Origin of the sequence: Haloarcula sp. CBA1129 (genome assembly GCF_008729015.1) — an archaeon.
Lineage (GTDB): Archaea > Halobacteriota > Halobacteria > Halobacteriales > Haloarculaceae > Haloarcula.
This window is the reverse complement of record NZ_RKSM01000001.1, coordinates 2,338,241-2,358,591: the sequence shown is the minus strand read 5'-3', so window position 1 is coordinate 2,358,591 and position 20,351 is coordinate 2,338,241. Positions and strand designations below refer to the sequence as shown.

General features: G+C 63.5%; 22 protein-coding genes. 12 read left to right on the top strand and 10 right to left on the bottom strand.

Features of this window, described 5'->3' with window-relative positions:
- Positions 1–10: 10 nt before the first annotated feature.
- Positions 11–2,527, bottom strand: a complete 2,517-nt coding sequence (locus tag Har1129_RS11885) for an RND family transporter (RefSeq protein WP_151100845.1) — start codon at positions 2,525–2,527, stop codon at positions 11–13.
- A 3-nt stretch (positions 2,528–2,530) separates the two neighbouring features.
- On the bottom strand, positions 2,531–4,456 hold the full coding sequence (locus Har1129_RS11880) for a COG1361 S-layer family protein (RefSeq protein WP_151100844.1): 1,926 nt from the start codon (positions 4,454–4,456) through the stop codon (positions 2,531–2,533).
- Positions 4,457–4,660: 204 nt separating this feature from the next.
- On the opposite strand from Har1129_RS11880, the gene Har1129_RS11875 reads away from it, so the two are divergent.
- Positions 4,661–5,281, top strand: coding sequence for a TetR/AcrR family transcriptional regulator (locus Har1129_RS11875; RefSeq protein WP_151100843.1), 621 nt, complete (start codon positions 4,661–4,663; stop codon positions 5,279–5,281).
- Here the strand turns inward: Har1129_RS11875 and Har1129_RS11870 are convergent.
- On the bottom strand, positions 5,278–5,820 hold the full coding sequence (locus Har1129_RS11870) for a response regulator (RefSeq protein WP_151102141.1): 543 nt from the start codon (positions 5,818–5,820) through the stop codon (positions 5,278–5,280). The two genes, Har1129_RS11875 and Har1129_RS11870, sit on opposite strands and share 4 nt — an antisense overlap.
- 124 nt (positions 5,821–5,944) lie before the next feature.
- Between Har1129_RS11870 and Har1129_RS11865 the strand changes: the two genes are divergently transcribed.
- Both Har1129_RS11865 and Har1129_RS11860 read left to right on the top strand, forming a co-directional pair.
- A complete protein-coding gene (locus Har1129_RS11865; protein ID WP_151100842.1) occupies positions 5,945–6,553 on the top strand; it encodes a hypothetical protein in 609 nt (202 codons plus the stop codon).
- Positions 6,554–6,629: 76 nt separating this feature from the next.
- A complete protein-coding gene (locus Har1129_RS11860; protein ID WP_004593774.1) occupies positions 6,630–6,917 on the top strand; it encodes a hypothetical protein in 288 nt (95 codons plus the stop codon).
- On the opposite strand, the gene Har1129_RS11855 is transcribed toward Har1129_RS11860, so the two are convergent.
- Complete coding sequence (locus Har1129_RS11855; protein ID WP_151100841.1) at positions 6,914–7,765, bottom strand: NAD(+)/NADH kinase; 852 nt, start codon at positions 7,763–7,765, stop codon at positions 6,914–6,916. The two genes, Har1129_RS11860 and Har1129_RS11855, sit on opposite strands and share 4 nt — an antisense overlap.
- Before the next feature lie 109 nt (positions 7,766–7,874).
- Here Har1129_RS11855 and Har1129_RS11850 point away from each other — a divergent pair, with 109 nt between their 5' ends.
- Entirely contained in the window at positions 7,875–8,999 is a 1,125-nt protein-coding gene (locus Har1129_RS11850; protein WP_151100840.1) for a KaiC domain-containing protein, read from the top strand.
- On the opposite strand, the gene Har1129_RS11845 is transcribed toward Har1129_RS11850, so the two are convergent.
- The gene (locus tag Har1129_RS11845) at positions 8,996–9,709 is read right to left on the bottom strand and encodes a DUF4013 domain-containing protein (RefSeq protein WP_151100839.1); all 714 of its coding nucleotides are present in this window, start codon (positions 9,707–9,709) and stop codon (positions 8,996–8,998) included. The two genes, Har1129_RS11850 and Har1129_RS11845, sit on opposite strands and share 4 nt — an antisense overlap.
- Positions 9,710–9,865: 156 nt before the next feature.
- Between Har1129_RS11845 and Har1129_RS11840 the strand changes: the two genes are divergently transcribed.
- On the top strand, positions 9,866–10,309 hold the full coding sequence (locus Har1129_RS11840) for a universal stress protein (protein ID WP_151100838.1): 444 nt from the start codon (positions 9,866–9,868) through the stop codon (positions 10,307–10,309).
- On the opposite strand, the gene Har1129_RS11835 is transcribed toward Har1129_RS11840, so the two are convergent.
- Both Har1129_RS11835 and Har1129_RS11830 read right to left on the bottom strand, forming a co-directional pair.
- Positions 10,310–10,741: a universal stress protein gene (locus Har1129_RS11835; protein ID WP_151100837.1), complete on the bottom strand. Its 432-nt coding sequence runs from the start codon at positions 10,739–10,741 to the stop codon at positions 10,310–10,312.
- Between the two features lie 69 nt (positions 10,742–10,810).
- Positions 10,811–12,661 carry an ATP-binding protein gene (locus Har1129_RS11830; protein WP_151100836.1) on the bottom strand — a complete coding sequence of 617 codons (1,851 nt, stop codon included), beginning with the start codon at positions 12,659–12,661 and terminating at the stop codon, positions 10,811–10,813.
- Positions 12,662–12,748: 87 nt separating this feature from the next.
- Here Har1129_RS11830 and Har1129_RS11825 point away from each other — a divergent pair, with 87 nt between their 5' ends.
- From Har1129_RS11825 to Har1129_RS11810, 4 genes are all read left to right on the top strand, one after another.
- Entirely contained in the window at positions 12,749–13,540 is a 792-nt protein-coding gene (locus Har1129_RS11825; protein WP_151100835.1) for an endonuclease/exonuclease/phosphatase family protein, read from the top strand.
- Between the two features lie 42 nt (positions 13,541–13,582).
- Complete coding sequence (locus Har1129_RS11820) at positions 13,583–13,918, top strand: hypothetical protein (RefSeq protein WP_151100834.1); 336 nt, start codon at positions 13,583–13,585, stop codon at positions 13,916–13,918.
- Positions 13,919–14,003: 85 nt separating this feature from the next.
- Complete coding sequence (locus Har1129_RS11815) at positions 14,004–14,354, top strand: winged helix-turn-helix domain-containing protein (protein ID WP_151100833.1); 351 nt, start codon at positions 14,004–14,006, stop codon at positions 14,352–14,354.
- Positions 14,354–14,656: a hypothetical protein gene (locus Har1129_RS11810; protein ID WP_151100832.1), complete on the top strand. Its 303-nt coding sequence runs from the start codon at positions 14,354–14,356 to the stop codon at positions 14,654–14,656. The genes Har1129_RS11815 and Har1129_RS11810 overlap by 1 nt, the downstream gene beginning before the upstream one ends.
- A 2-nt stretch (positions 14,657–14,658) precedes the next feature.
- Here Har1129_RS11810 and Har1129_RS11805 read toward each other — a convergent pair whose 3' ends face one another.
- Positions 14,659–15,909, bottom strand: coding sequence for a DNA double-strand break repair nuclease NurA (locus Har1129_RS11805; RefSeq protein WP_151100831.1), 1,251 nt, complete (start codon positions 15,907–15,909; stop codon positions 14,659–14,661).
- 136 nt (positions 15,910–16,045) lie between these two features.
- On the bottom strand, positions 16,046–16,438 hold the full coding sequence (locus Har1129_RS11800; RefSeq protein WP_004593761.1) for a hypothetical protein: 393 nt from the start codon (positions 16,436–16,438) through the stop codon (positions 16,046–16,048).
- Positions 16,439–16,598: 160 nt separating this feature from the next.
- On the opposite strand from Har1129_RS11800, the gene gpmI reads away from it, so the two are divergent.
- On the top strand, positions 16,599–18,158 hold the full coding sequence (gene gpmI, locus Har1129_RS11795; RefSeq protein WP_151100830.1) for a 2,3-bisphosphoglycerate-independent phosphoglycerate mutase: 1,560 nt from the start codon (positions 16,599–16,601) through the stop codon (positions 18,156–18,158).
- A gap of 17 nt (positions 18,159–18,175) precedes the next feature.
- Here gpmI and Har1129_RS11790 read toward each other — a convergent pair whose 3' ends face one another.
- On the bottom strand, positions 18,176–18,844 hold the full coding sequence (locus tag Har1129_RS11790; protein WP_151100829.1) for an RNA 2'-phosphotransferase: 669 nt from the start codon (positions 18,842–18,844) through the stop codon (positions 18,176–18,178).
- Positions 18,845–19,029: 185 nt separating this feature from the next.
- Between Har1129_RS11790 and Har1129_RS11785 the strand changes: the two genes are divergently transcribed.
- Both Har1129_RS11785 and Har1129_RS11780 read left to right on the top strand, forming a co-directional pair.
- Complete coding sequence (locus Har1129_RS11785) at positions 19,030–19,764, top strand: GNAT family N-acetyltransferase (RefSeq protein WP_151102140.1); 735 nt, start codon at positions 19,030–19,032, stop codon at positions 19,762–19,764.
- Between the two features lie 92 nt (positions 19,765–19,856).
- On the top strand, positions 19,857–20,348 hold the full coding sequence (locus Har1129_RS11780) for a pyridoxamine 5'-phosphate oxidase family protein (protein WP_151100828.1): 492 nt from the start codon (positions 19,857–19,859) through the stop codon (positions 20,346–20,348).
- Positions 20,349–20,351: the final 3 nt, after the last annotated feature.

The following is a 20,351-nucleotide window of genomic DNA, read 5'->3' as shown; positions in this document are numbered from 1 at the left end:
GGGTCGCAGATCAATCGTCACCGTCGACGGGCGCGGGTGGACGCGACCGCCCGATCCCGAGTACGCCGCGAACCGTCCAGTCGGCGTTGAACACCCGGTCCCAGATGACGAGTGCAGAGGGGATTACCAGCAGGGACGCGAGGAAGGCATATCCGATCGACAACGCTGTCAGAATGCCGAACTGGCCGATTGCAGGGAACACAGCCAGTCCGAGCACGCCGATGCCGAACGTCGTGGTGAGCATACTCCCGAACAGCGCCCCGCCGGTCCCGCGAACAGTCCGATCCAGTGCGGTTTCGAGGTCGTTTTCCTCGAACTCGTCGGCGAATCGGTGGGTGACGTGGACCGAATAGTCGACCCCAAGTCCGATAGTTATCGCTAGCATCGTCGCTGTGAGCGCGTTGAACGGGATGCTGAGCAGCCGCATCGTCCCGCCGAGCCACGCGACCGTGACGACAACGGGGATGATGTTCACTAAGCCGAGTGACGGTCGCCCCTCAAGCATGTTGTACATGAGGATGAGGAACAACGCCGACCCGACGAGTGCAATCGCCAGTGACTGGATCGCTGACTCTAGAATGAGGTCTGAGACAGCTTGGAACACGACGACCGAGCCGGTCGCTGTGGCCTCATATCGGAAGTCATCCGCAACGTCCCTCGTATCGGTGGTCACCTCAGCGTCGGTCGCATCCGACTCGACCGTGTAGACGACGCGTGCGCTCCGATAGTCCTCAGTAATGTATTCTAGCGCCGTACTACGGGCCGGGGAGTCGAGCAGAGACTCGTATATCTCTTCGAGGTTGTCGTCCGGGACGCCGTTGTCGTTCCGGTCGTTGCGCTCGACCAGCCGGCGGAACTCGGGGTCGCGTGCTGCTTGGTCCTGAATGACCGTCACGATAGACGTCGAATCGGCGCGCCCGTCCTCGCGGACAAACGAGTCCGGCGGGTCGTTGCCCGCCCGGTACATCTGTTCCAGCGCCGCATCGTTGCGCATCGGCCCCTCTACGTACACCGTCGCCTGACTGGACTGTGTCGTGTCGAACCGCTCGTCGAGGAAGTTCGTCACCTCCGTTACGGTGTACTCGCTCGGGGCAAACGGTTCCGGCAGGGCCTCGACGAAGTCGGGATTTTCCTCGGGCGGCAGGAAGTCCTCCTGACTGAACGACGTCGAGACGCCAGTGGCGTAGTAGCTGGCACCGACCGTCGACACGAGAATGAGCACGAGGAAGATGAGCGGGGCGCGGTTCGCGATGACGACGCCGCCGCGCAACACGCCACTGAGTGCCGAATCCTCTGCTCCCAGCGGCGTCTCGCTGAACGTCGGGATGGGGTAGGACTGTCTGAGTCGGTCCAGTTCCACCTTTGCGGCGGGGAGGAACACCCCGAAAATGAGGAACGTGAACGTGATACCGATAGAGGCCACGTACCCGAAGTCCTGAATCGGCGGCAGCGCGCTGGTGAGGTTCGCGGCGAACCCGATGACTGTCGTGCCGGTCACGATGAAGAAGGCGACAAGCAGTTGGTCAGTCGTGACCCGCATCGACTGTTGGATGGACGCCCCGGTCTCGCGTTCCTCGCGATACCGGTTGACGGCGTGAATCCCGAAGTCGATACCGACTGCCAGTAACAGCGGCGGCACGGCGATGAGCATCTGCGAGAAGGGGATGCCGGCAAGCCCCATGAAGCCGAACGTCCAGACGACGGCCATAAACAGCGCGAGCAGGCCGAGCGCCATGTCCGCGAGGTCACGGTAGGCAATCGTCAGGAAGAACAGGATGAACAGCACTGCTGCGGGGACAGTCAGAATGAGCGAGTCGCCAACGACGTTCGAGAACTCGTCGGCGACGATACCGCTGCCGAACAGGGTAATGCCGCCGTGGTCAGCACTGGCAACAGTGAAGCCGGCCTGCCTCTGGATGCTCGTCAGCGGACTCGAACCACCCTGCCCTGACCCGGACGAGATGCCGGCCGGGACCTCGTGTGTGACGACGCCGATTGTCGCCGACGCCGAGGCTGCCTTGCGGTTGAACTCCTTGCTCAACAGCGACTCGAACCGGGGGTTCTGTTCGGCCGCACGTCGAACGGCGGCATCGATCTCGCCCGGTGTCGCGGATTCGACCGCATAGATCTGCTGCTCAGTCGTCGTCGCGTCCGGGTTTAGCTGTTGGGCGACGATGCTGGCGGCGCTTGACGTCGATGTCACACGGAGCGTCCCGTGCTGTTCTAACCGATGCTGTGACCTGAGCATCCGGAGCAGCGCCGGCTTCGAGAGCACGTTGTTCTCCCGCTGGATGAGCTGTGTGCTCCCTGTATCCGGTGAGAAGGTCGGTGAGAACTTGTCGTTGACCTCCTGCAGTGCCTCCTCGGCCGGAAGCCCGGTCGTAAACTGCGACGTCCCGGAGTTGGTCGAGACGCCCCCGAGGCCGGCACTGAAGACCACCGTCACGACTAGGAAGAGGAGAACCACCTTCCGTGAATCGTGGACGATGCGGTCGTCCGCCCAATCGATGTAGCGCTGGTAGTCCATGCGTTAGCGGAACCTGAAGTAGCCGCCGATGGCCAGAGCGGCGACGAGTGCGACGCCGATAATCGCCGTCAGCGGCGAACTGCCACCGCCGGAGTTGGTCACTGAGACCGGGAGTCGGTAGGTGTCGGACACCGGTGTATCTCCGTCCGGTTCCTCGTACTGGAAGTCCACCGAGACGGGGTAGTCTTTCGTCATCGCGGCACCGCCTGCGCTGATCCCGAACTCGATGGTCGTGGACTCACCTTGATCGAGGCTGTTGACGTACGCCTGATCGTCCGACACGGAGATCGGGGACTCGGCGAACAGCTTTGCCTCGATATCGGTCAGTCGCTCGCCGGCGTCGTTGGTGATGGTCACTTCGAGCGTGCTGGACCCACCAACGCCGACGGATGCGTTCGTCGTCTCGATGATGAACTCATCAGCGCTGCCGTCGACACTCTGTCGGATTTCGAGCGTGTCGCTTTCGCGTTTGTCGCCCTCGCTGTTGCGGTAGTTGGCGACGAAGTCGAACTGCCGCGGGCCGGAGTTCGCGTTGTCCGACACGTCGGCGTCGAACGAGACGGTGGCCGACTCGCCCGGTTCGAGATCGCCGACCGCGTACTGGGTCTCCTTCGGCGAGATGTTGTCGTGGGTGCTCGCCCAGTTCAGGACGACGTTGCGTACCGTCTGGTCGCCGGTGTTGGTCAGCGAGGCTTCAAGGGTGCCGTCGTCGCCCGCCTGAAGTGACGACTCTACGTCACCCATGGCGAAGGACTGTTCGGGCTCGGGCGTGAGGCCCAGCGAGATGCCGTCCTCGACGCCCGCGTCACCCTCAGGGTCGTCGTAGCTCACGGACGCTGACAGCGCGTAGCTCCGGGTCTTGGCGTCCTCGCTGGCGTGGGCGTCGACGCTTATCGTCCGCGTCTCTCCGGGTTCCCACGACCCCACGAACTGCGACGTGGACCCGGACTGGCCGAACGTGATTGCGCTGCTCTGGGATGTGAGCTGGACCGTCGCGTCGGAGACCGTCACGGGACCGTCGTTTCGGACTGTCACGTTGTAGGTCCCGGAGTCGTCGACAGCGACGGCGCTGTCGGTGCTTTCGACGGTGAACGTCTGTTCCCGGGCGGGGGTGATGCCGAGCGAGGACGCGGTGGCGCTCTTGCGAACGCCGCTCGTGTCGTCGAAGTCGACCTGAAGATCGAACTGATACGGCTCGGCTCTGGCGTCGCCGCTCGCGCCGACGCGATACCGGAGGGTACGCTGTTCGCCGGCCGCCCACGTATCGATGAACCGAGAGCTGCTGGTGTCACTACCGACGGTAAGTTCGGGATTTGTTGATTGCAGCGTCACCGAGGCTTCCCGTGCCGGCTCGTCGCCGGTGTTCTCGACAGTGACTGCGACCGTGCCGGTTGAGTCGACGCGCGCACCGGAGTCGACGTTCACGACATCGAAGGCCGCGTCGTCGTCGATTTCGAGTTCGAGCTCGATCCGCTCGGTCGTGGTCTCTTCGTCCCGTGCGCCATCGTTTTCCGAAATGTAGCTCGTGTACTCGTATTCGACGATGACGGGCACTGTGTAGTCGCCCGGGCTTGCGTCGTCAGCGACGCTCACTTCGAAGGAGATGGGTTCTGTCTTTCCCTCTGGGACAGACCCGACGGCCTGTTTGCTCGTCGTCACTGTAATCGGGGCGTCGCCGTCGTTGACTTTGACTGTGGTCCCGCGGGCAGTCGTCACCTCGCTGCTCTGGACACCTTGGGTCGAGGACCCGGAGTCGATCGTTCCGCTGTTGACGAGGACGACATCGAGCGTCGTCTCCTCGCCGGGCGTGACGGTGTTATCGACGAACGTTGCGTCGAAGTCGGGGCTCCCGGTTACGGCGGCAATCGCCGTTCCGGACGCCATGAGCAATGCGACAACAGCCAGCGTCAGTATTGTTCGTGGTTTCATGCGTAGGGACACTTCGGACATTCCTTGCCGTTGTTTCTGTCCGGAGCGGCCGTCATGCTTGGGAGATCGGGATATGTACCCACATACGTCTGTGCAGACTCCCGCCCGGACCGTGTACATCGAACGAACGTTCGGTCGCCTATCAACGTTGTGGTTCAGTAACAGTGGGAAGGTATTTACTGCCCGAACGAATATTCGGTCGGGATGAGTGATGGAATTCCGTTCGCCGGGGAGCCAGCGGACTCGCACGAGGCGATAATGCGAGCTACGTTCCGTGCCCTCCGGGAATACGGGTATGCCGGACTTTCGATACAGCGAATCGCGGACGAGGCCGACCTCAGCAAATCGACGTTCTATCACCACTTCGATGGCAAGGAGGACCTCCTGCTGTCGTTCCAAGAGTTCATCCTCACGGAATTTAACCGTATCTTTCAGATCGAATCGACCGGTGACCCCGAACAGGACATCGAGACGTTTGTCAGCCTGATTCTCGACGATTTCCCTGACTGCGTCGAGACACCGGACAAGAACGCCGTGCTCGGTTCGTATATCGAGATGCGCGCACAGGCGGTCCAGAATCCGGACTTCCGCGAGAAGTTCACTGAGACGGACGAACTGTTCGCTCGGCAACTCGTCCAGATCATCGAGGACGGCATCGAACAGGGAATCTTCGCTGATGTCGACCCCGACACTGTTTCGCGGTTCATGATCACGATACTCGATGGCGTAATTCTCCAGAGCGCAACACGCAACGACAACCCTGTCGCCGCGGTTCGGGATACCATCGACGAGTACATCGAAGAGACGTTGCTTCTCGACTCCTAATTGCGGCTGATAGATTGATACGTCTCTTTCAGTTCCTCGAAATCATCGTTCTCGGCTTTCAGTATCCACTCCAGCTCTTCGGCCCGTTCCTTCAGCCTTGTGTACTCCGTGCTCGATTCAAGCTGTGAGGCGGACTTCTCGCGTTCCAGTACGGACAGCTTAGAGGAGATTCGGAAGTACTCATCGAGCCTGTCGTCCTTGTCGGGTCTGTCGAGGTGTTGCTCGAGCGTCGACAGGAGCGTCGACTGGTCGACCGGCTTCTGGAGGTAGTCGTCGAAGGGCATCTCCAGAATGTTCAGGTCGGCGTTGACCGCGGTCAGCATGATAATGATGCCGTCGTACCCCCGCTCGCGCAACCGGGACAGCACGTCGTCACCGTTGATGTCGGGCATTCGCCGGTCGAGCAACACAGCGTCGAACTCCGGGCCGGCAGTGTCGAGCGCCGCCCGGCCACTGTACGCGACCGTAGTCTCGTAGCGCTCGTCGAGTTTCAGGGCCTGCGTGTCGGCGACGTCGTGTTCGTCGTCGACGACGAGCACCCGCGGTGGGCCGCCTGTAGTTCTTGACACGGTAGTAAACCGTTCTAGGGCTGGCAACTGTATATGTTTTATCGGCAGCCGCCTCTCGAAAAGCGTTAACCGATGGCCCATTGAGTGTGCACCGATGAGCAAGTCGTCGGCGGGCACAGGCGGTCGACACCGCCTTGGGAGCCTCGCGGCCGTAGTCGGTTGGATAGGGGCAGGAGCGGTCGTGCTCGCCACCGTCGCGCTGGTGGTGCAGTCAGTGTTCTCGCTCGGACTCTCGGAACAGGTCACCATCGGCCTCGGGCTGGCGCTCGGTGGGGGACTGGGTGGTGTCTCCTACCTCATGGTGACTGATTCACCGGGCGAGACGGCCGACGAGACGGTGACCGTCTCGACAGATGCTGAGCACACACCGGAGCCACAACCGGTCGACCTCTTCGACGGCCACCCGGACCCGGTATTGTACTTCGCCGACGAGGGTCACGGCCCGGTCGTACGTGCGGCCAACGAAGCGTTCGGGACCACGTTCGACGTGCCATCCGACCGGCTCGACGGGACCGCCCTCTCGGAGGCGTTGCTCGTGGCTGGCATCGACGAAGTGGACGCCGAGACGGTCAGCACGGCTGACCTCGATGTCGTGGCTCTCTCGACCGCAGCCGACGAACCGAGGCAGTTTCGGCTGCGGACAGCCGGTGCCCCCTCGACCGGCTACCTCCTGCTCACACCGCTGGGGACGGCGGGCGATTGAACGGTCGAACCCAGCCCGCCGGTCGGCAGCGTAACGGAACTTTAAAGATTCCATCCCGGCGAGATTCTGGATAGGAATGCTCGCGTCACCGCTGCAACTCATCGATAGTTTCCTGCTGAACTACACCATCGGTGATGTCCTGCTACTCGGCTTTGTCGGTGGGCTCGTCGCGATTCTCCCGCAACGGTCACTCCGGATGCTGGGACTGCACACGATTGCGCTGGGCGCACTGCTCGTGATTACGCCGGCGTCGGCGATGGAACCAAACAGCGCGAGCGTCCTCGCGTCGTCGTTCCAGTACAAACTGTTCGGTCTGGTGTTGCTTGTCCTCGCACCGGTGCTGTACGCCGTCGGTCGGCGTTAGGCTAGCTTGTCCAGTGCGGTGAAGAAGTCAAGCGGCGGCCCGGCAAGCCGGACCGGTTCGCTCGCACGCGAGACGGTTATTCGCTCCGGCGGCACCACGTCTTTTCTGACCCGTCCGTCACTGACGACGACGCCGCTGTCGGCGTCCGTGAGTTCGACGGCGATTTCGCTGTCAACGTCGACGACCAGCGGCGGCGTCCCGGTTTCGTCTGCCATTCCCGTGATGATGAGGCCTGATACGTCGGGGTGGACGAGCGGGCCGCGTTCGCTGAGGTTGTACGCCGTCGACCCCGTGGGTGTCGCCACCAGCACGCCGTCGGCGTGGCCGGACGTGTACAGCGAGTCGTCGACGTACACGTCGAGCGTGGCCCCGCCGCCGTGACCCCGACGCTCGCCCTGCACGACGACCTCGTTTAGGGCCGGCGACAGCTCCCAGTCGTCGCCGCTTGCTTGGAGCCGCGGCTTGGCCCGCGTCCGTGCGCTCCCGGTCTTCTGGATGTGTTCGACCTCGGCGACGACTGTCTCGATGGCTTCCTCGGGCGCGATCGCGTTCAGAAAGCCCACTTCACCGAGGTTGACGCCCAGTATCGGCGTTGACCCCGCACCGCGGGCGGCATACAGAAACGTCCCGTCGCCGCCGATACTCACGACGAGCTCACAGGCGGACATCTCCTCGACGGGAGCCGAATCTGGCACGGCGGCCTCCCACGCGTCGTGGTCACCCAGCGTCCCGGCGGTCGTTTCGTCCACGACGACGGCCGCCGACGTGGCGCGCAGTCGGTCACACAGTGTACTCGCAAGCGACATGGCCCGGTCGTTGTCCCGCTGTGCGACGATACCGACAGTCATTGCCCGGACCTTCCGGCCAGCCACATATAAACCCTCTTCGACGGCAATTATATCAGTCCCGACGCGTATCCCCTTCCATGGGCCGTTCGTGTGGCTGGTGGTCGGACGTATGAGCGGGGATAACGAGTCCGACGACGACTGGTTCGAAAGCGCGCTGGATGACGAGGACGGCGACAGCCAACCGACGGACGCCGACGATACTCCGGTGCCAGAAGCGGAGAGCGACGCCGAGGAGTCGGCGTCTGCGGACACTGGGCCGGTTGAGGCTGACAGTGATGACGGCACGCGCAGTGGTGATAGCAGTCCGTTCGATGACGACGGAAGCGCCGTCTCTGACTCGGACAGTGACAGTAGTCCGTTCGATGACGGTGGCGATGACCCCTTCAGTAGCGGTGGGAGTAGCACTGTCGACGCAGACGCTGGGTCTTCCAGCGACGACGATGGCGGGCTCTTTGACGACGACTTCGCCTCCGCATTCGAGTCTGCCGGCAGCGGCGACGGTGACACCGGTAGCGACTTCGAGGAGGAGTTCGAGTCCGACATCCCGCGGGTCGACATCGGTATCGAGGGCCTCGACCAGATGATTCAGGGCGGGATTCCACAGCGTCATCTCATCGTCACTATCGGTTCGGCCGGAACCGGGAAGACGACGTTCGGACTGCAGTTCCTCCACCACGGCCTGCAAAACGGCGAGAACGCGGTGTTTCTGACTCTCGAACAGTCCCACGAAGCGATACTGGACACCGCCGACGACCGTGACTGGGGGTTCGCGGAGTACGAAGAGCGGGGCCAGCTAGCGATTGTCGACCTCGACCCGGTGGAGATGGCGAACAGCCTCGACAACATTCGCGGTGAGCTGCCGGCGCTCATCGAGAAGTTCGACGCCGACCGGCTGGTGCTCGACTCCGTCTCGCTGCTTGAGATGATGTACGATGACCAGTCCCGTAGACGCACCGAAGTGTTCGATTTCACACGGTCACTGAAACAGGCCGGTGTGACGACGATGCTCGTCTCCGAGGCCAGCGAGAGCAACCCCTTCGCGTCCCGACACGGCATCATCGAATACCTGACGGACGCTGTGTTCATCCTCCAGTACGTCCGGTCAGACACCGGCGAAACGCGACTCGCCGTCGAGATACAGAAGATACGGAACGCGAACCACTCGCGGGAGACGAAACCCTACGAGATAACGAACGACGGCATCTCGGTCTACCAGCAGGCCAACATCTTCTAAACGGTTGCCGTCCCGACCGACTCCGGTTCCTCTTGCTCGTCAAGGGCAGCGTTGTAGCCGCCGGCCCAGAGGTCCGTCGCAACGACCACCATGTAGAAGGTAACGAAGGGACTGAGAACCACGGCAATAAGCGAGCCGATGAACGGAACCACGTTCAGCAGATTCACCACCACGTTTGCGGCGATGAACAGCGCAATCGAGACCAGCCATGGCGTCGCGTACTCCGGGGACAGGACCAGCTTCCGCAACGTTCCGAAGTCGAACCCGGCACCGAACTCGCCGGTACAGGCGAAGTGAATGATAGCCGCCGTCGCTACGTAGCCGAACACCAGCGACAGGACGAACGATATCGCAAGCCCGCCAAACAAACCGGCCAGACCAGCACCCGCCCCGGCGCGGGTGCCCGTCGCCATCGCGAACAGGCTACCGCCGACGGTCACCCCGAACACGATGAGCGGGACGAGCATGTACACGATGCCGATGACCCATGCCTTGAGGCCGTCGACGAACAGTTCGCCCCAGTCCTCGAACGCCGGCGGCTGTGTTGCCCCTTCAGCCCGTTTACGGACCGCCTGAACGAGATACCCGTAGACGAGGATGCCGGGCACGATGAGAAACGAGAGGAGGCTGAGGCCGCCACCGATGAGTACAGTCGTCGTCCAGTCGTCGTCTTCCATGGGATACCTGAGCGTGTCTTCGAGCGAATCCATGGTTATTGCCCACGTTCCACACAGTTAGTTACAGACACCTTGCCGACCCGTTCGCTCGGCTTACCGCGGGACTCCACCGTCACGGTCACACGGGGTGTCGCTCTGACGCTGCCGGCTTGCGGAACCAATAAATCACGACCGGGTGACAGACTGGATATGGTACTACTCGTGCCTTTCGACGGTTCGGCTCTGTCGGAAGCCGCGCTGGAGCGGGCGACAGAGTTCGCGAACTACCGCGGCGAAGATGTCACTGTCCTGTCGGTTATCCCGGACGACGCGGCGTACGCGCGGGAGCGCGGTTGGGTCGACGCCGATGCGACGTTCGCCGTCGAGACCGTCGCCGACCGGATGCGAGAGCAGGCCGCATCGGTCGCCCCAACGGCGTCGTTCCGCTACGAGATCCCGGACGACGTAAGCTCGATGGCATCGACGACGACGGACATCACCCGGACGATCAGAGAAGTCGCGCACGACGAAGGGGCCTCAATCGTGTTCATCGGCAGTGAGAACGCCGGTCGGGTGTCGTCACCGGTCTGCAGCGTCGGCTCGCCGGTGTCGGAAGACCCCCAGTACGACGTTCACATCGTCCGGCACGCGTAGCTATCTGACGACAGTTACCGGAACGGTGGCTCGCCGGACGACGATTTCGGCGACGCTGCCAAGCAGGATGCGGGACATCCCAGAACGGCCGTGGCTCCCCATGATAATCTGGTCGATGTCGTGGTCGTCGGTGGACTCCACGATGACCTTCGTCGGCCGACCGACCTCGATGACGCGCTCGACTGACTCGACGCCGCTCTCGGCCACCGCCGCTTCGAGGTCGTCGAGCAGTTCCTCCGCTGTGGCCTTCTGTGTCTCGTACCACTCCTCGGAGAAGGACGGAATCGACGCCTCCGCGCTGTAGCCGGCCTCTGCGGGGTTGATGACGTGCAAGAGAACAATGGTTGCCTCCGGATGTTCCTCGGCTGCGAACTCACAGGCTGCCGTCGCTTGGTCGGAACTGTCGACCGGAACAAGGATTCGCTTTGCCATACGCCCACTTCCGCTGGGGCCCGTTTGAATCTTCGGCCCGCTGCAAGCCACGGGCTGGCCTGCGGTTTGTCACTCCCGACCGTGGCGGGTCACACACGTCGAGAGGCCGATGAGTTCCACCGGTTCGGAGTTGTCGGGCGAGTAGACGACCCGCTGGCCCTTCTCCATGTAGGGAACCTTCGATTCGAGGTTGCTCGGGATGTTCACCGCCGAGATGGCGTCTTCGTCGCCCAGATTGAGCACCATCGTCGTGTTGATCTGTTTGAACACTGGGTCAGCGATGTCCTGTGGGTCTTGTGTGATGAGATACAGTCCCAGACGCTCCTTTCGGCCCTGTTTGGCGGCCTCAGTGAACTTCCCGATGACTTTGCGGCCTTGGACGCTGTCGGCGTCGGTGAGGAAGTTGTGGGCCTCGTCCATGCCCAGCACGAGCGGCGTCTCCTTGATACGGTCGTAGTCCGGATCGTTCGAGAGCTTCTGGTCGATGAGCAGGCTGGAGACGGCCAGCACGATAGTCGATGCCGTCCGGGAATCCGTGATGTGGTACGTCGGAATGACCGTCAGGCCGCCGTCGCGGACGAACTTCGATATCTGGTCGGTGATGGGGCGGGCGTCCTGATCGAAGACGGAGCCAAAGCCCTGCACGCGGCGCTTGACGGCGTCGAACGTTTTCTCGTGGACGTCACCCGCCTCGTCCAGTTCCTCCTTGAGCGCGGGGTCTCCAAGGAAAGTCCGGAAGTCGCTGTACGTGCCACCCTCGCCGTATTCCCGCTCGAAGCGCGGGAGCAGCGTGTTCACAAGCGCGCCGTACTGGTTGTCGTTCAGGCTGGAGCCAGCGATGAGCCACGGATTGTCGTGGACGAGCGAGAACGGAATGGTGAACTCCACCTGCTCGGCGCGGTGGTGGCTAGCGTTGTAGTCGGCCCCGGCCACCTTCGGGACAAACGCGATGGTATCGTCGTGGCCGCCGTAGGCGACGCCTTCCCGCTCACAGCGGCGTTCAAAGTCGTCGGTCATCGCGGGGTTGTCGTCGTGCATCTGGGCGTACTCGTCTTGGGGGTCGAACTGGACGACGGCGAGTTCGGGCGTGCGGCCGTCGCCCATCTCGTAGGTCCGGCCGAGATACTGCCGCAGGACGTTCTTCGAGCTGTGGGTCTTCCCGGACCCGGTTCCGCCGGCGACGAGGGTGTGCCGGAACACGAGCGGGTCGCCGGCGTCGTAGTCGTCTTTCAGCCGGTAGTCGATGGTCGGCGGCTCGGCGGCCGTTCGAACCTTTTCGCCACCGACGGAGAGATGGCCCAGAAAGACGCCGCCCTCGGGAATTTTCAGGCCGGTCTTGATTTCGGATTTGTCGGTGGCCTCCCGGACGACGGTTTCGGGTTTTGGCACCCGGTCTGTCATCCGTCGTTTGAGTTCGCCGTCATCGGAATATAGCACGGCCACAGGCTCCAGTTCGGCGATGCACTTGAAATCACGCTCGTCGATGCCCCGCTCACGCATCGCCCGCCGGGCGTGGATTTCGGTCGCGTCGTCGGCGTGAAACTCTTGGGCGTACTCCAAAGCCTTGATGCGACAGAACAGGCGCTCTCCGTCAGGGTATGGAACGAGCAGATACGTCCCGATGCGCAGGCGCGAACGGTTCCGCGCGGTGACGTAGGCCCGCAGGACCGTTTCGTCCTCCTTCTCGCTGATCCGGAGGCCGTTCGCCGCCGAGAGGACACCGAGGCCGGTGTCTGTTCCCGCCGGTGTCACGTCCATATCTTCGAAGTCGTCATCTGTAGATTGAGCTGTCGGGTCGGTCCCCGCCGATGCGTCGACAGCCCGGTCGCCGTCGTCGGTCGTCTCGGACGACGGTGCGGCCTCGTCGTCGGCCGCCGCGTCGTCGCCGTCGAAATCAGTGAAATCCCCGAGGTCGGACATACCCCAGTTCAGGGTAGCCGGGGATTAACACCTTTCCCCAGCAGCATGAATGTGAAACCTTACACGGATGGCTGTCAACGAACGCATATGAATGCGACGCGGGTGATGTCTTTCAATGTGCGGTACGACACCGCCGGGGATGGGGCAGACGGGTGGCCCCACAGGCGGCGGCTGGTCGCGGGAATCATCCGGTATCACAGCCCGGACGTGATCGGGGTGCAGGAGGCGATGGCCCACCAGCTCCGGGAGCTAGAGGTGCTGCTTGACGGCTACGAATGGGTCGGTGACCCGCGTGACTCCGTTGACGCCGGCGGGGAGCACACGGCCATCGGCTACCGGACCGACCGCTTCGACTGTACGGCCACGAACACGTTCTGGCTCTCCGAACAGCCCGCCGAGCCGAGCAGCGTCGGCTGGGACGCCGCCTACCCCCGTGTGGCGACTTGGGCGCGCCTCCGTGACTGCGACACCGACGAGGACCTGCTGTGCCTGAACACGCATCTGGACCATCAGGGGGCTGACGCGCGTGTCGAGGGTATCGAACTGGTGCTCGACCATCTCGATTCTGCCGCCCGGGATGCCCATGCAGTGTTGATGGGTGACTTCAATTGCGTCGTCGGCGAGCCGGCCTACAAGCGCGCTGACGGACACGAACTCCCGGACGGCCGCAGGCTCGTCGACGCCCGAGACACAGCGACTATTACCCACGGTCCGACGACGAGCCGAACGGACTTCCACGACCTGCTCCCGGAGATGGGTATCGACCACGTCTTCGTCAGTGAGGACGTAGGCGTCGACACCAGAGCGGTCATCGCCGACCGCGACGACGACCACTACGGCTCCGACCACCTGCCTATCGTCGTCGACTTCGACTCCTGAACTGGGGAGAGTCTTTTGCCGCTGGGGCGCGTATTCAGCAGTATGTTGCTTATTCGGGGGACAGCAGGCGGGACGGCACTGACCGGGACGCTGTACGAGCCGGGCGAGGAGCCGCCCAAGTTCAACGGCGCGCCCGACGAGGGGACGCCCTACGTCTGGGTCTGTGACGCCTTCTACGAAGTCGAGAGCGGTGGCCAGATCCAGTCCATCGGCGACCGCGAGATCCGAATCGCCTTCGAATCCCCGATGCCCCGCGGCTTCGAGACGCGGGATGCGGCCATCGACGCTGCCAAGGAACACGTCCGAACGCAGTTCGCCCGGCTCGGTGTGGCTGGTGAGACGGTCGACGTGACGGTGCAGCAGGCCGAGACGGCATAGCCACATAGTCCGCTGTCACCGACCGTTTTCTGGGTCAGCGAACGACCGGTGAGTTATACCACGGTGACGGGCGAACCCACTGTGCGTGGCCGAGGACCTGTCCCCGACCGAGGTGTTCGCCCTCCTCGATGACGAATACGCTCGCGCGCTCCTTGCAGCCACGAGTCACAGACCGATGACAGCAACTGAACTCAGCAACGACTGCGATATGTCCCTCTCGACCGTGTACCGCCGCCTCGACGCCCTCGAAGACTGTGGCCTCGTCGCCGCTCGAACGCAGCTCGCGGACGATGGCCATCACCCGGACGTGTACGAGGCACAGATGGACGAACTCACCGTGTGTCTTACCGACGGGAGATTCGATGTCAGCCTCTCCGTGGAGTCGTCGACACACGAGTTCGCCGACGCGCTGGTCGACCTCTGGGAGGGACTCTGATGGAGTTCCTCGGACTCGCTGACGAGACGTGGGTCACCGTGAAATTTGCCATCCACTTCGCACAGACGGGATTAGGGCTGTTAATCGCCGCGTTGGCGCTCGTCGGCTACCGTCGACAGCGGACCCGCTCCATGCTCGCACTCGCCGTCGGTATCAGCCTCCTCACCTTCATCTCGTACCTCGTCACTCTTGGTGCCGTGCAAGTCTTCCCGCGAGTGGTCTTTCCTATCCCCGGTACCATCACGGAACTCGCTGGGCTGCTCGTACTCCTCTATGCTATCGTCCTCGCCCGCCGTGGCTAGCCTCAGAACGATTCCTCGACGGCTCCCCACCGGATGTCGTTGTACTCCCGCTCGCGGTCGGTCTCGAACGTCCGCTCGATGCGGCGGGTGAGCTCTTCGCTCCCCTGTCGGTCGATCTTCGCCAGTTCGTCGGCCTTTCCGATAGCTAGCGGCGGCCCCTGCTCTTTGGCCACGTCGTGGAGTATCTGCTGGGTGAGTTTGGCCCGGCGGTCCGGTTCCTTGGTGAAGGCATAGGGGGCCTCGACGCGGAACACGAGGTCGGACCGGGGGTCGTAGAGCACGAAAAACGTCACTTCGTAGGCCTCGGGGTCGAGCGACCGCTCGATGCCCAGCGCGTCGCCGTCGGCGGCCATGATGCCGTCGGTGCCGGCCCGCGAGCGGAACCAGTTCGTCGCGGTCAGGCAGTCGGTCAGCGTCTCGCCCTCGTCGTCGTGGCGCTCCAGAATTCGGCGGAAAAAGGCGGTGTCGTTCACCCACGGAGCGTTGGTCTTGCGCCGTAGCGCCCGGGTGAGTGCCTTCGTCGATGAGTTCTTGATGAATCCCACCATCGGCACGTCCCGCTCGACGAACCGCTCGACGAGGTCGACGTAGTTGTTCACCACCGTCTTGGGGCGGTCGTCCTCCGCGAGCAGGTCGGCCAGTTCGGTGTCGCGGTCGGCCCAGCGGAGCACACCGGTCGGGTAGATCGGCCCGTCGAGGATGAACAGGTCCTCGACCATCTCGGCGTTTGTCAGCGCGTGCTGGCTCTCGGCAAGGTACAGCGCCAGCGCGTGCACGACTCGCTGCTCGTAGCGGTCGACCTGTGGTACGTCGAGGACGCGCCGCTTGGCGTAGCCGCGGTCCCCGCCCTGCCAGTCGCCATCGAATCCCAGCGTCGCGTCGTTCGAATGGACGGCCATGATAATGGTCCGGCCACGGTGGAGTTCGACGTCCGACGGGACGCTGCCCATCGCCGCTTGTGCCACGTCCAGCACCAGCCCGTTCTTGAACGTCGTGGGGTTGATGGTACCCGAGTCTAGGCCGTGCTGGGTCGGAAACGGCGGGTCCGCCAGCGCGATGTCCTCGATAGGGACCTTCCGGCGGCGCTGCTCGTCCAGCGGCTCCAGAATCTTCGTCCCGTCCTGCCACAGTGGGTCGAGGAAGCCGTCCCACACCGCCTCGGCGGCCGCCTCCTGATCGCTCGTTTCGACGGTCTCGCGTACCTGCCCAGCGAGTTTGGCGATGCCGTCGACGTGGACCGGGTCCAGCGTCATGCCCGTGCGTTCGCGGGCACGGGCATAACCCTTTGGTCACCTGTCGGGTCGGCGCTTATACTGTCGGCTGTATGTCTGTGAAGAAGTTCGCCACCACGGGATGGCGAAGATCTTGAAATAGCTACAGCCGACAGTATTACTCCTTACCGGACTCCTCGCGGAGAAGTCGTTCGATGGCCTCAGCGATCTCCTCGTAGGACTGCATCGTCAGGCCATCCGTGGTGATGAGCACGCCTTGGCGTTCGGTCGTCGCCCGCAGGAGGTAGCCGTTGGAGAATGCGCGCACAGTGAACCGGTAGTCACCCAGCTCGGACTCCTGATAGGCGTTCTTGGTCTGCTTGTACCCCTGCCACTCGTGGCCGACGAAGTCGTTGAGGTCAGCGTCCTGTTCGAGGTCCTCCCGCAGGTAGAGTTGCTCGAAGTTCGCACGCGTGAAATACGTCACCGAGCGGAGCGAGTCGCCCGTCGCCGTCCGGGCTGTCGTAACGATTGCGTCGGCCAGATCGTCCGAGAGAATGTTCCGAGTCATGCCCGACCGAAGGCGGGCCACCCTCTTAATTTCAGGGTTCCCGATACCGGCAACGATAGCGGGGGAATGACACCACCAGCACTGCCGAATTTCGCATTATCGACCGTCACGTTCGGGACTGACCGACAGTGTATTACGCCGGTCGCGTGACCCACCGGATATGGACGTCGGACTCATCATCTTAGACGGGTGGGGCCTGAACCCGGACGACGGTGTCCGGGATGCCGTCGCCGCCGCCGACACGCCGAACTTCGACCGTTACCGAGACGCAGGCGCAGCGTCGACGCTTGCGACCCACGGCCGCCGGGTCGGTCTCCCGGAGGGCCAGATGGGCAACTCCGAAGTCGGCCACCTCAACATCGGGGCCGGCCGCGTCGTCAAGCAGGACTCCGCCCGCGTCAGCGACAGCATCGCTCGCTCGCGGGGCGAATCCCGGCCCGACGACAGCGCGCAGGACCCGCCATTCTTCGAGAACGAGACGGTTCTGTCGGCCTTCGAATACGCCGAGGAACACGGCGGACGCGTCCACTTCATGGGGCTGGTCTCCGATGGCGGTGTCCACTCCTATCAGGACCACCTTCACGCGCTCATCGAACTCGCCAGCGAGCGCGGGACTGATGCCGTCTCCCACGCCTTCACCGACGGCCGCGACACCTCGCCGACCGGCGGCGAGGACTATCTCGCCGACCTCGAAGCCCACGCCGAGGCACACGGTACGGGCCACGTAGCCACTGTCTGCGGCCGGTACTACGCGATGGACCGCGACGAGAACTGGGAGCGCACCCGCCGGGCATACGACGCCATCGTCCACCGCGAGGGCGACCACCACGCCGCCGACGCCGTTACGGCGGCCACCGAATCCTACGCCCGTGACACCACCGACGAGTTCATCGAACCGACGACCGTCGGCGACCACGCCGGCCTCGAAGACGGCGACGCGGTGATTTTCTTCAATTTCCGGTCGGACCGCGCCCGGCAACTCACTCGTATGCTCGGCGACATCCGGCCGGAGGACTGGGGGGCTGACACCGAGCCGCCGGACACCCGACTGGTGACGATGACGCAGTACGACGAGACGTTCGACCTCCCCGTGGCGTTCCCGCCGAACCAGCCCGAGGACGTGCTCGGCGAGGTGCTTTCGGAAGCCGGAAAGACCCAGATTCGGCTGGCCGAGACGGAGAAATACCCCCACGTCACCTACTTCCTGAACGGCGGCCGCGAAATCGCCTTCGACGGCGAGAGCCGCAAAATCGTCGACAGCCCCGACGTGGCGACTTACGATATGCAACCGGAGATGAGCGCGCCGGAACTGGCCGATACCGCCATCGAATCCATCGAGACCGAGGACCCCGACGCGATGGTCCTGAACTTCGCGAACTCGGATATGGTCGGCCACACCGGCGACTTCGACGCGGCCGTGACAGCTGTCGAGGCCGTCGATGAGCAGTTGGGCCGACTCGTAGCGGCCATTCAAGCCGCCGGCGGCCACGCCCTCATCTGTGCCGACCACGGCAACGCTGACGACATGGGGACCGTCGAGGACCCTCACACGGCCCACACGACCAACCCCGTCCCGTTCATCTACCTCGCCGCCGACGGGACCGCCAGCGGTCGGTCCGCTCGCGACGGCGGGACACTAGCCGACCTCGCGCCGACGATGCTCATGCTCATGGGAATCGACCAGCCGGGGGCGATGACCGGGACACCGCTTATCGAGTAGCGGGCGACGCAACAACGCTACTCGTCCAGCAGTGAGAGATACTGCGGCGGCACGCGGTCGGTCGTGTACGTCTCGGTCCCCCGTTTGACGACCCGGCGATTGTCGGCCCGCATCGCCGCGGCGTCGACGACGAACACGACGGGATTGTCAGCGTGGCGACGGCCTACCTCGCGGGCCGCCGTGACGGAGTCCGAGAGGTGGACCGTCTGGCGGTTCATCGGCTTCAGTCCCCCCTCGCGTATCGACTTGGCGTTTCGCGGGGCGGTCCCGTGATACAGTGTCGTCGGGACTGGATTGTCGGTCGTGTCGAGAGACACGTCGACGGAATGGCCGTAAGCTGCCCGAACGCGTCCGTCGGCGGCCGCTGCACCCGCCTCGTCACTGATCCCGGTCCGCTCGAACCGCCCTTTCGGGTCCGTGGCGACGACACCCGCTAATGCCTCGTTGTCGGCCCAGTCGTACGTTCGCTCGACTGCGGCGCGGAGGGAATCAAACGCCGTCCACCCCGCTTCGTCTAACTCGATGCCTGCGTCTTCGGGAAAGTGTCTGAGCGCTCCCGAGACGAACTTCGAAAGCTGTCGCCGCCGTGCGCCGTCGAGAACGTGGACGCCGGGGCCGTCACAGACCGGGCAGGTGTCGCCCTCGAAGAAACCGTCCTCGGGACAGCGATGGACCGCGTCTGGCATGGTCGGGGATGAGTCACGACTGCACAAAAACGTCATGCGGACGTACGCGATGCCCGTAGTCTCGACACGTATCCAGACGCTCTCACCGGCGGCTACGGCGGCGCTGCTGGCAAGGCTGCATGAACAACCATGCAATATTGCCGGGTATCTTCAAGTGGATACAGTCATCAATGAGCGATAGCGAAATGCCGTCCCCAACAGACCTCGAACTCGGTGGTGACCGGGCCAACGTGTATCGGTTCGTGGAGCGAAACGGACCTGTCGCGCCCGCTGACGTGGCCGAAGCCGTCGGCGTCGACCCCGAACAGTTCCAGCACCACCTCTCGATTCTCAAACGGGACGACCTTATCGAGACCACTGAGGACGGAAAGCTCACTGTCGCACTCCATCACGGTGAGACGGCCGAACACTACGAGGCCGGCGTCAGCTACGAGATACGGCCCTCCCGGCCATCGGATCTCTCAGGCGTCGTCGGGACGATACGGGCGGTCACCAGCGAGGAGCCGTATGTCATTGCGGCTGGCGTCGCCGAGCAACTGGCCTACGAGAACACGCTCGTCCGCTGGGGCCCCCACCGCTGTCGCATCGTGTTCGTCGCCACTGTCGACGACGATGTTGTCGGCTGGGTCCACGTCGCCATGTCTGAGGTGGACGAACTCGCATCGACGGCCGAACTCACGCTCGGTGTGATAGAGACGTACCGCCGCCACGGGATCGGCAGTCACCTGCTCCACCGCGGGGTCGAATGGGCCGCGAGCCGTGGCTGTCGGAAGGTGTACAACAGTCTGCCGGCGACGAACGAGCGAGCAATCGACTTCCTAAAGGAGGCCGATTGGACGGCCGAGGCTGTTCGCACAGACCACTACGAAATCCGCGGGGAACTGGTCGACGAAGTGATGCTGGCCCGTCGGCTGGACTGAGACGGACCGACGGCAAGCGCCACTGCCTGCCGAACGGAGCGCCTGTGGACACTGCCCTGTGCCTTTATGATTATCTGCCGACAAGTGGGGACATGACAGTTACTGAACTGGAAGACTACGGGATGCTCCAGATGGACGGCGAGGACATCGACAAGACCCTCGAACGGAAGAGCGTCGGCGTGCTCGGCGTCCCGACCGACTCCGCGCCGCTGTTGCGCCCGCTCGGTTTCTGGTACGACGGCGAGTCCGCGCTCTACTTCGTGTACGTTCTCGGTGCCGACAGCCAGAAAGTGACGGCGAGCGACCACGCGGACATCGCCCAGTTTCTCGTCTACGACATCGAAACGACGTTCAACTGGCGCAGCGTCCTGCTGACGGGGACCATCGAGCGAGTTCCCGACGACGAACGCGCGGCAATCGAAGAACGGATAGACACCTCGTGGAAGCCCGACCTGTTCGAACGGGCTGCCGAGTCGGAGGCCACAGCGCTGTATCGGTTCCGAATCGACGACCGGACCGGCATCAAGCAGCTCGAACTCCCGCCCGAACTCAGAACCGAATCTTCGACGCGTGGGCCGGACTGACCG

Excerpts from the sequence above, each read along its gene's own strand:
- Har1129_RS11885 (WP_151100845.1), bottom strand. The coding sequence starts at position 2,527 with ATGGACTACCAGCGCTACATCGATTGGGCGGACGACCGCATCGTCCAC.
- Har1129_RS11880 (WP_151100844.1), bottom strand. The coding sequence starts at position 4,456 with ATGAAACCACGAACAATACTGACGCTGGCTGTTGTCGCATTGCTCATG.
- Har1129_RS11875 (WP_151100843.1), top strand. The coding sequence starts at position 4,661 with ATGAGTGATGGAATTCCGTTCGCCGGGGAGCCAGCGGACTCGCACGAG.
- Har1129_RS11865 (WP_151100842.1), top strand. The coding sequence starts at position 5,945 with ATGAGCAAGTCGTCGGCGGGCACAGGCGGTCGACACCGCCTTGGGAGC.
- Har1129_RS11860 (WP_004593774.1), top strand. The coding sequence starts at position 6,630 with ATGCTCGCGTCACCGCTGCAACTCATCGATAGTTTCCTGCTGAACTAC.
- Har1129_RS11855 (WP_151100841.1), bottom strand. The coding sequence starts at position 7,765 with ATGACTGTCGGTATCGTCGCACAGCGGGACAACGACCGGGCCATGTCG.
- Har1129_RS11850 (WP_151100840.1), top strand. The coding sequence starts at position 7,875 with ATGAGCGGGGATAACGAGTCCGACGACGACTGGTTCGAAAGCGCGCTG.
- Har1129_RS11845 (WP_151100839.1), bottom strand. The coding sequence starts at position 9,709 with ATGGATTCGCTCGAAGACACGCTCAGGTATCCCATGGAAGACGACGAC.
- Har1129_RS11840 (WP_151100838.1), top strand. The coding sequence starts at position 9,866 with ATGGTACTACTCGTGCCTTTCGACGGTTCGGCTCTGTCGGAAGCCGCG.
- Har1129_RS11835 (WP_151100837.1), bottom strand. The coding sequence starts at position 10,741 with ATGGCAAAGCGAATCCTTGTTCCGGTCGACAGTTCCGACCAAGCGACG.
- Har1129_RS11830 (WP_151100836.1), bottom strand. The coding sequence starts at position 12,661 with ATGTCCGACCTCGGGGATTTCACTGATTTCGACGGCGACGACGCGGCG.
- Har1129_RS11825 (WP_151100835.1), top strand. The coding sequence starts at position 12,749 with ATGAATGCGACGCGGGTGATGTCTTTCAATGTGCGGTACGACACCGCC.
- Har1129_RS11820 (WP_151100834.1), top strand. The coding sequence starts at position 13,583 with ATGTTGCTTATTCGGGGGACAGCAGGCGGGACGGCACTGACCGGGACG.
- Har1129_RS11810 (WP_151100832.1), top strand. The coding sequence starts at position 14,354 with ATGGAGTTCCTCGGACTCGCTGACGAGACGTGGGTCACCGTGAAATTT.
- Har1129_RS11805 (WP_151100831.1), bottom strand. The coding sequence starts at position 15,909 with ATGACGCTGGACCCGGTCCACGTCGACGGCATCGCCAAACTCGCTGGG.
- Har1129_RS11800 (WP_004593761.1), bottom strand. The coding sequence starts at position 16,438 with ATGACTCGGAACATTCTCTCGGACGATCTGGCCGACGCAATCGTTACG.
- gpmI (WP_151100830.1), top strand. The coding sequence starts at position 16,599 with ATGGACGTCGGACTCATCATCTTAGACGGGTGGGGCCTGAACCCGGAC.
- Har1129_RS11790 (WP_151100829.1), bottom strand. The coding sequence starts at position 18,844 with ATGCCAGACGCGGTCCATCGCTGTCCCGAGGACGGTTTCTTCGAGGGC.
- Har1129_RS11785 (WP_151102140.1), top strand. The coding sequence starts at position 19,030 with ATGCCGTCCCCAACAGACCTCGAACTCGGTGGTGACCGGGCCAACGTG.
- Har1129_RS11780 (WP_151100828.1), top strand. The coding sequence starts at position 19,857 with ATGACAGTTACTGAACTGGAAGACTACGGGATGCTCCAGATGGACGGC.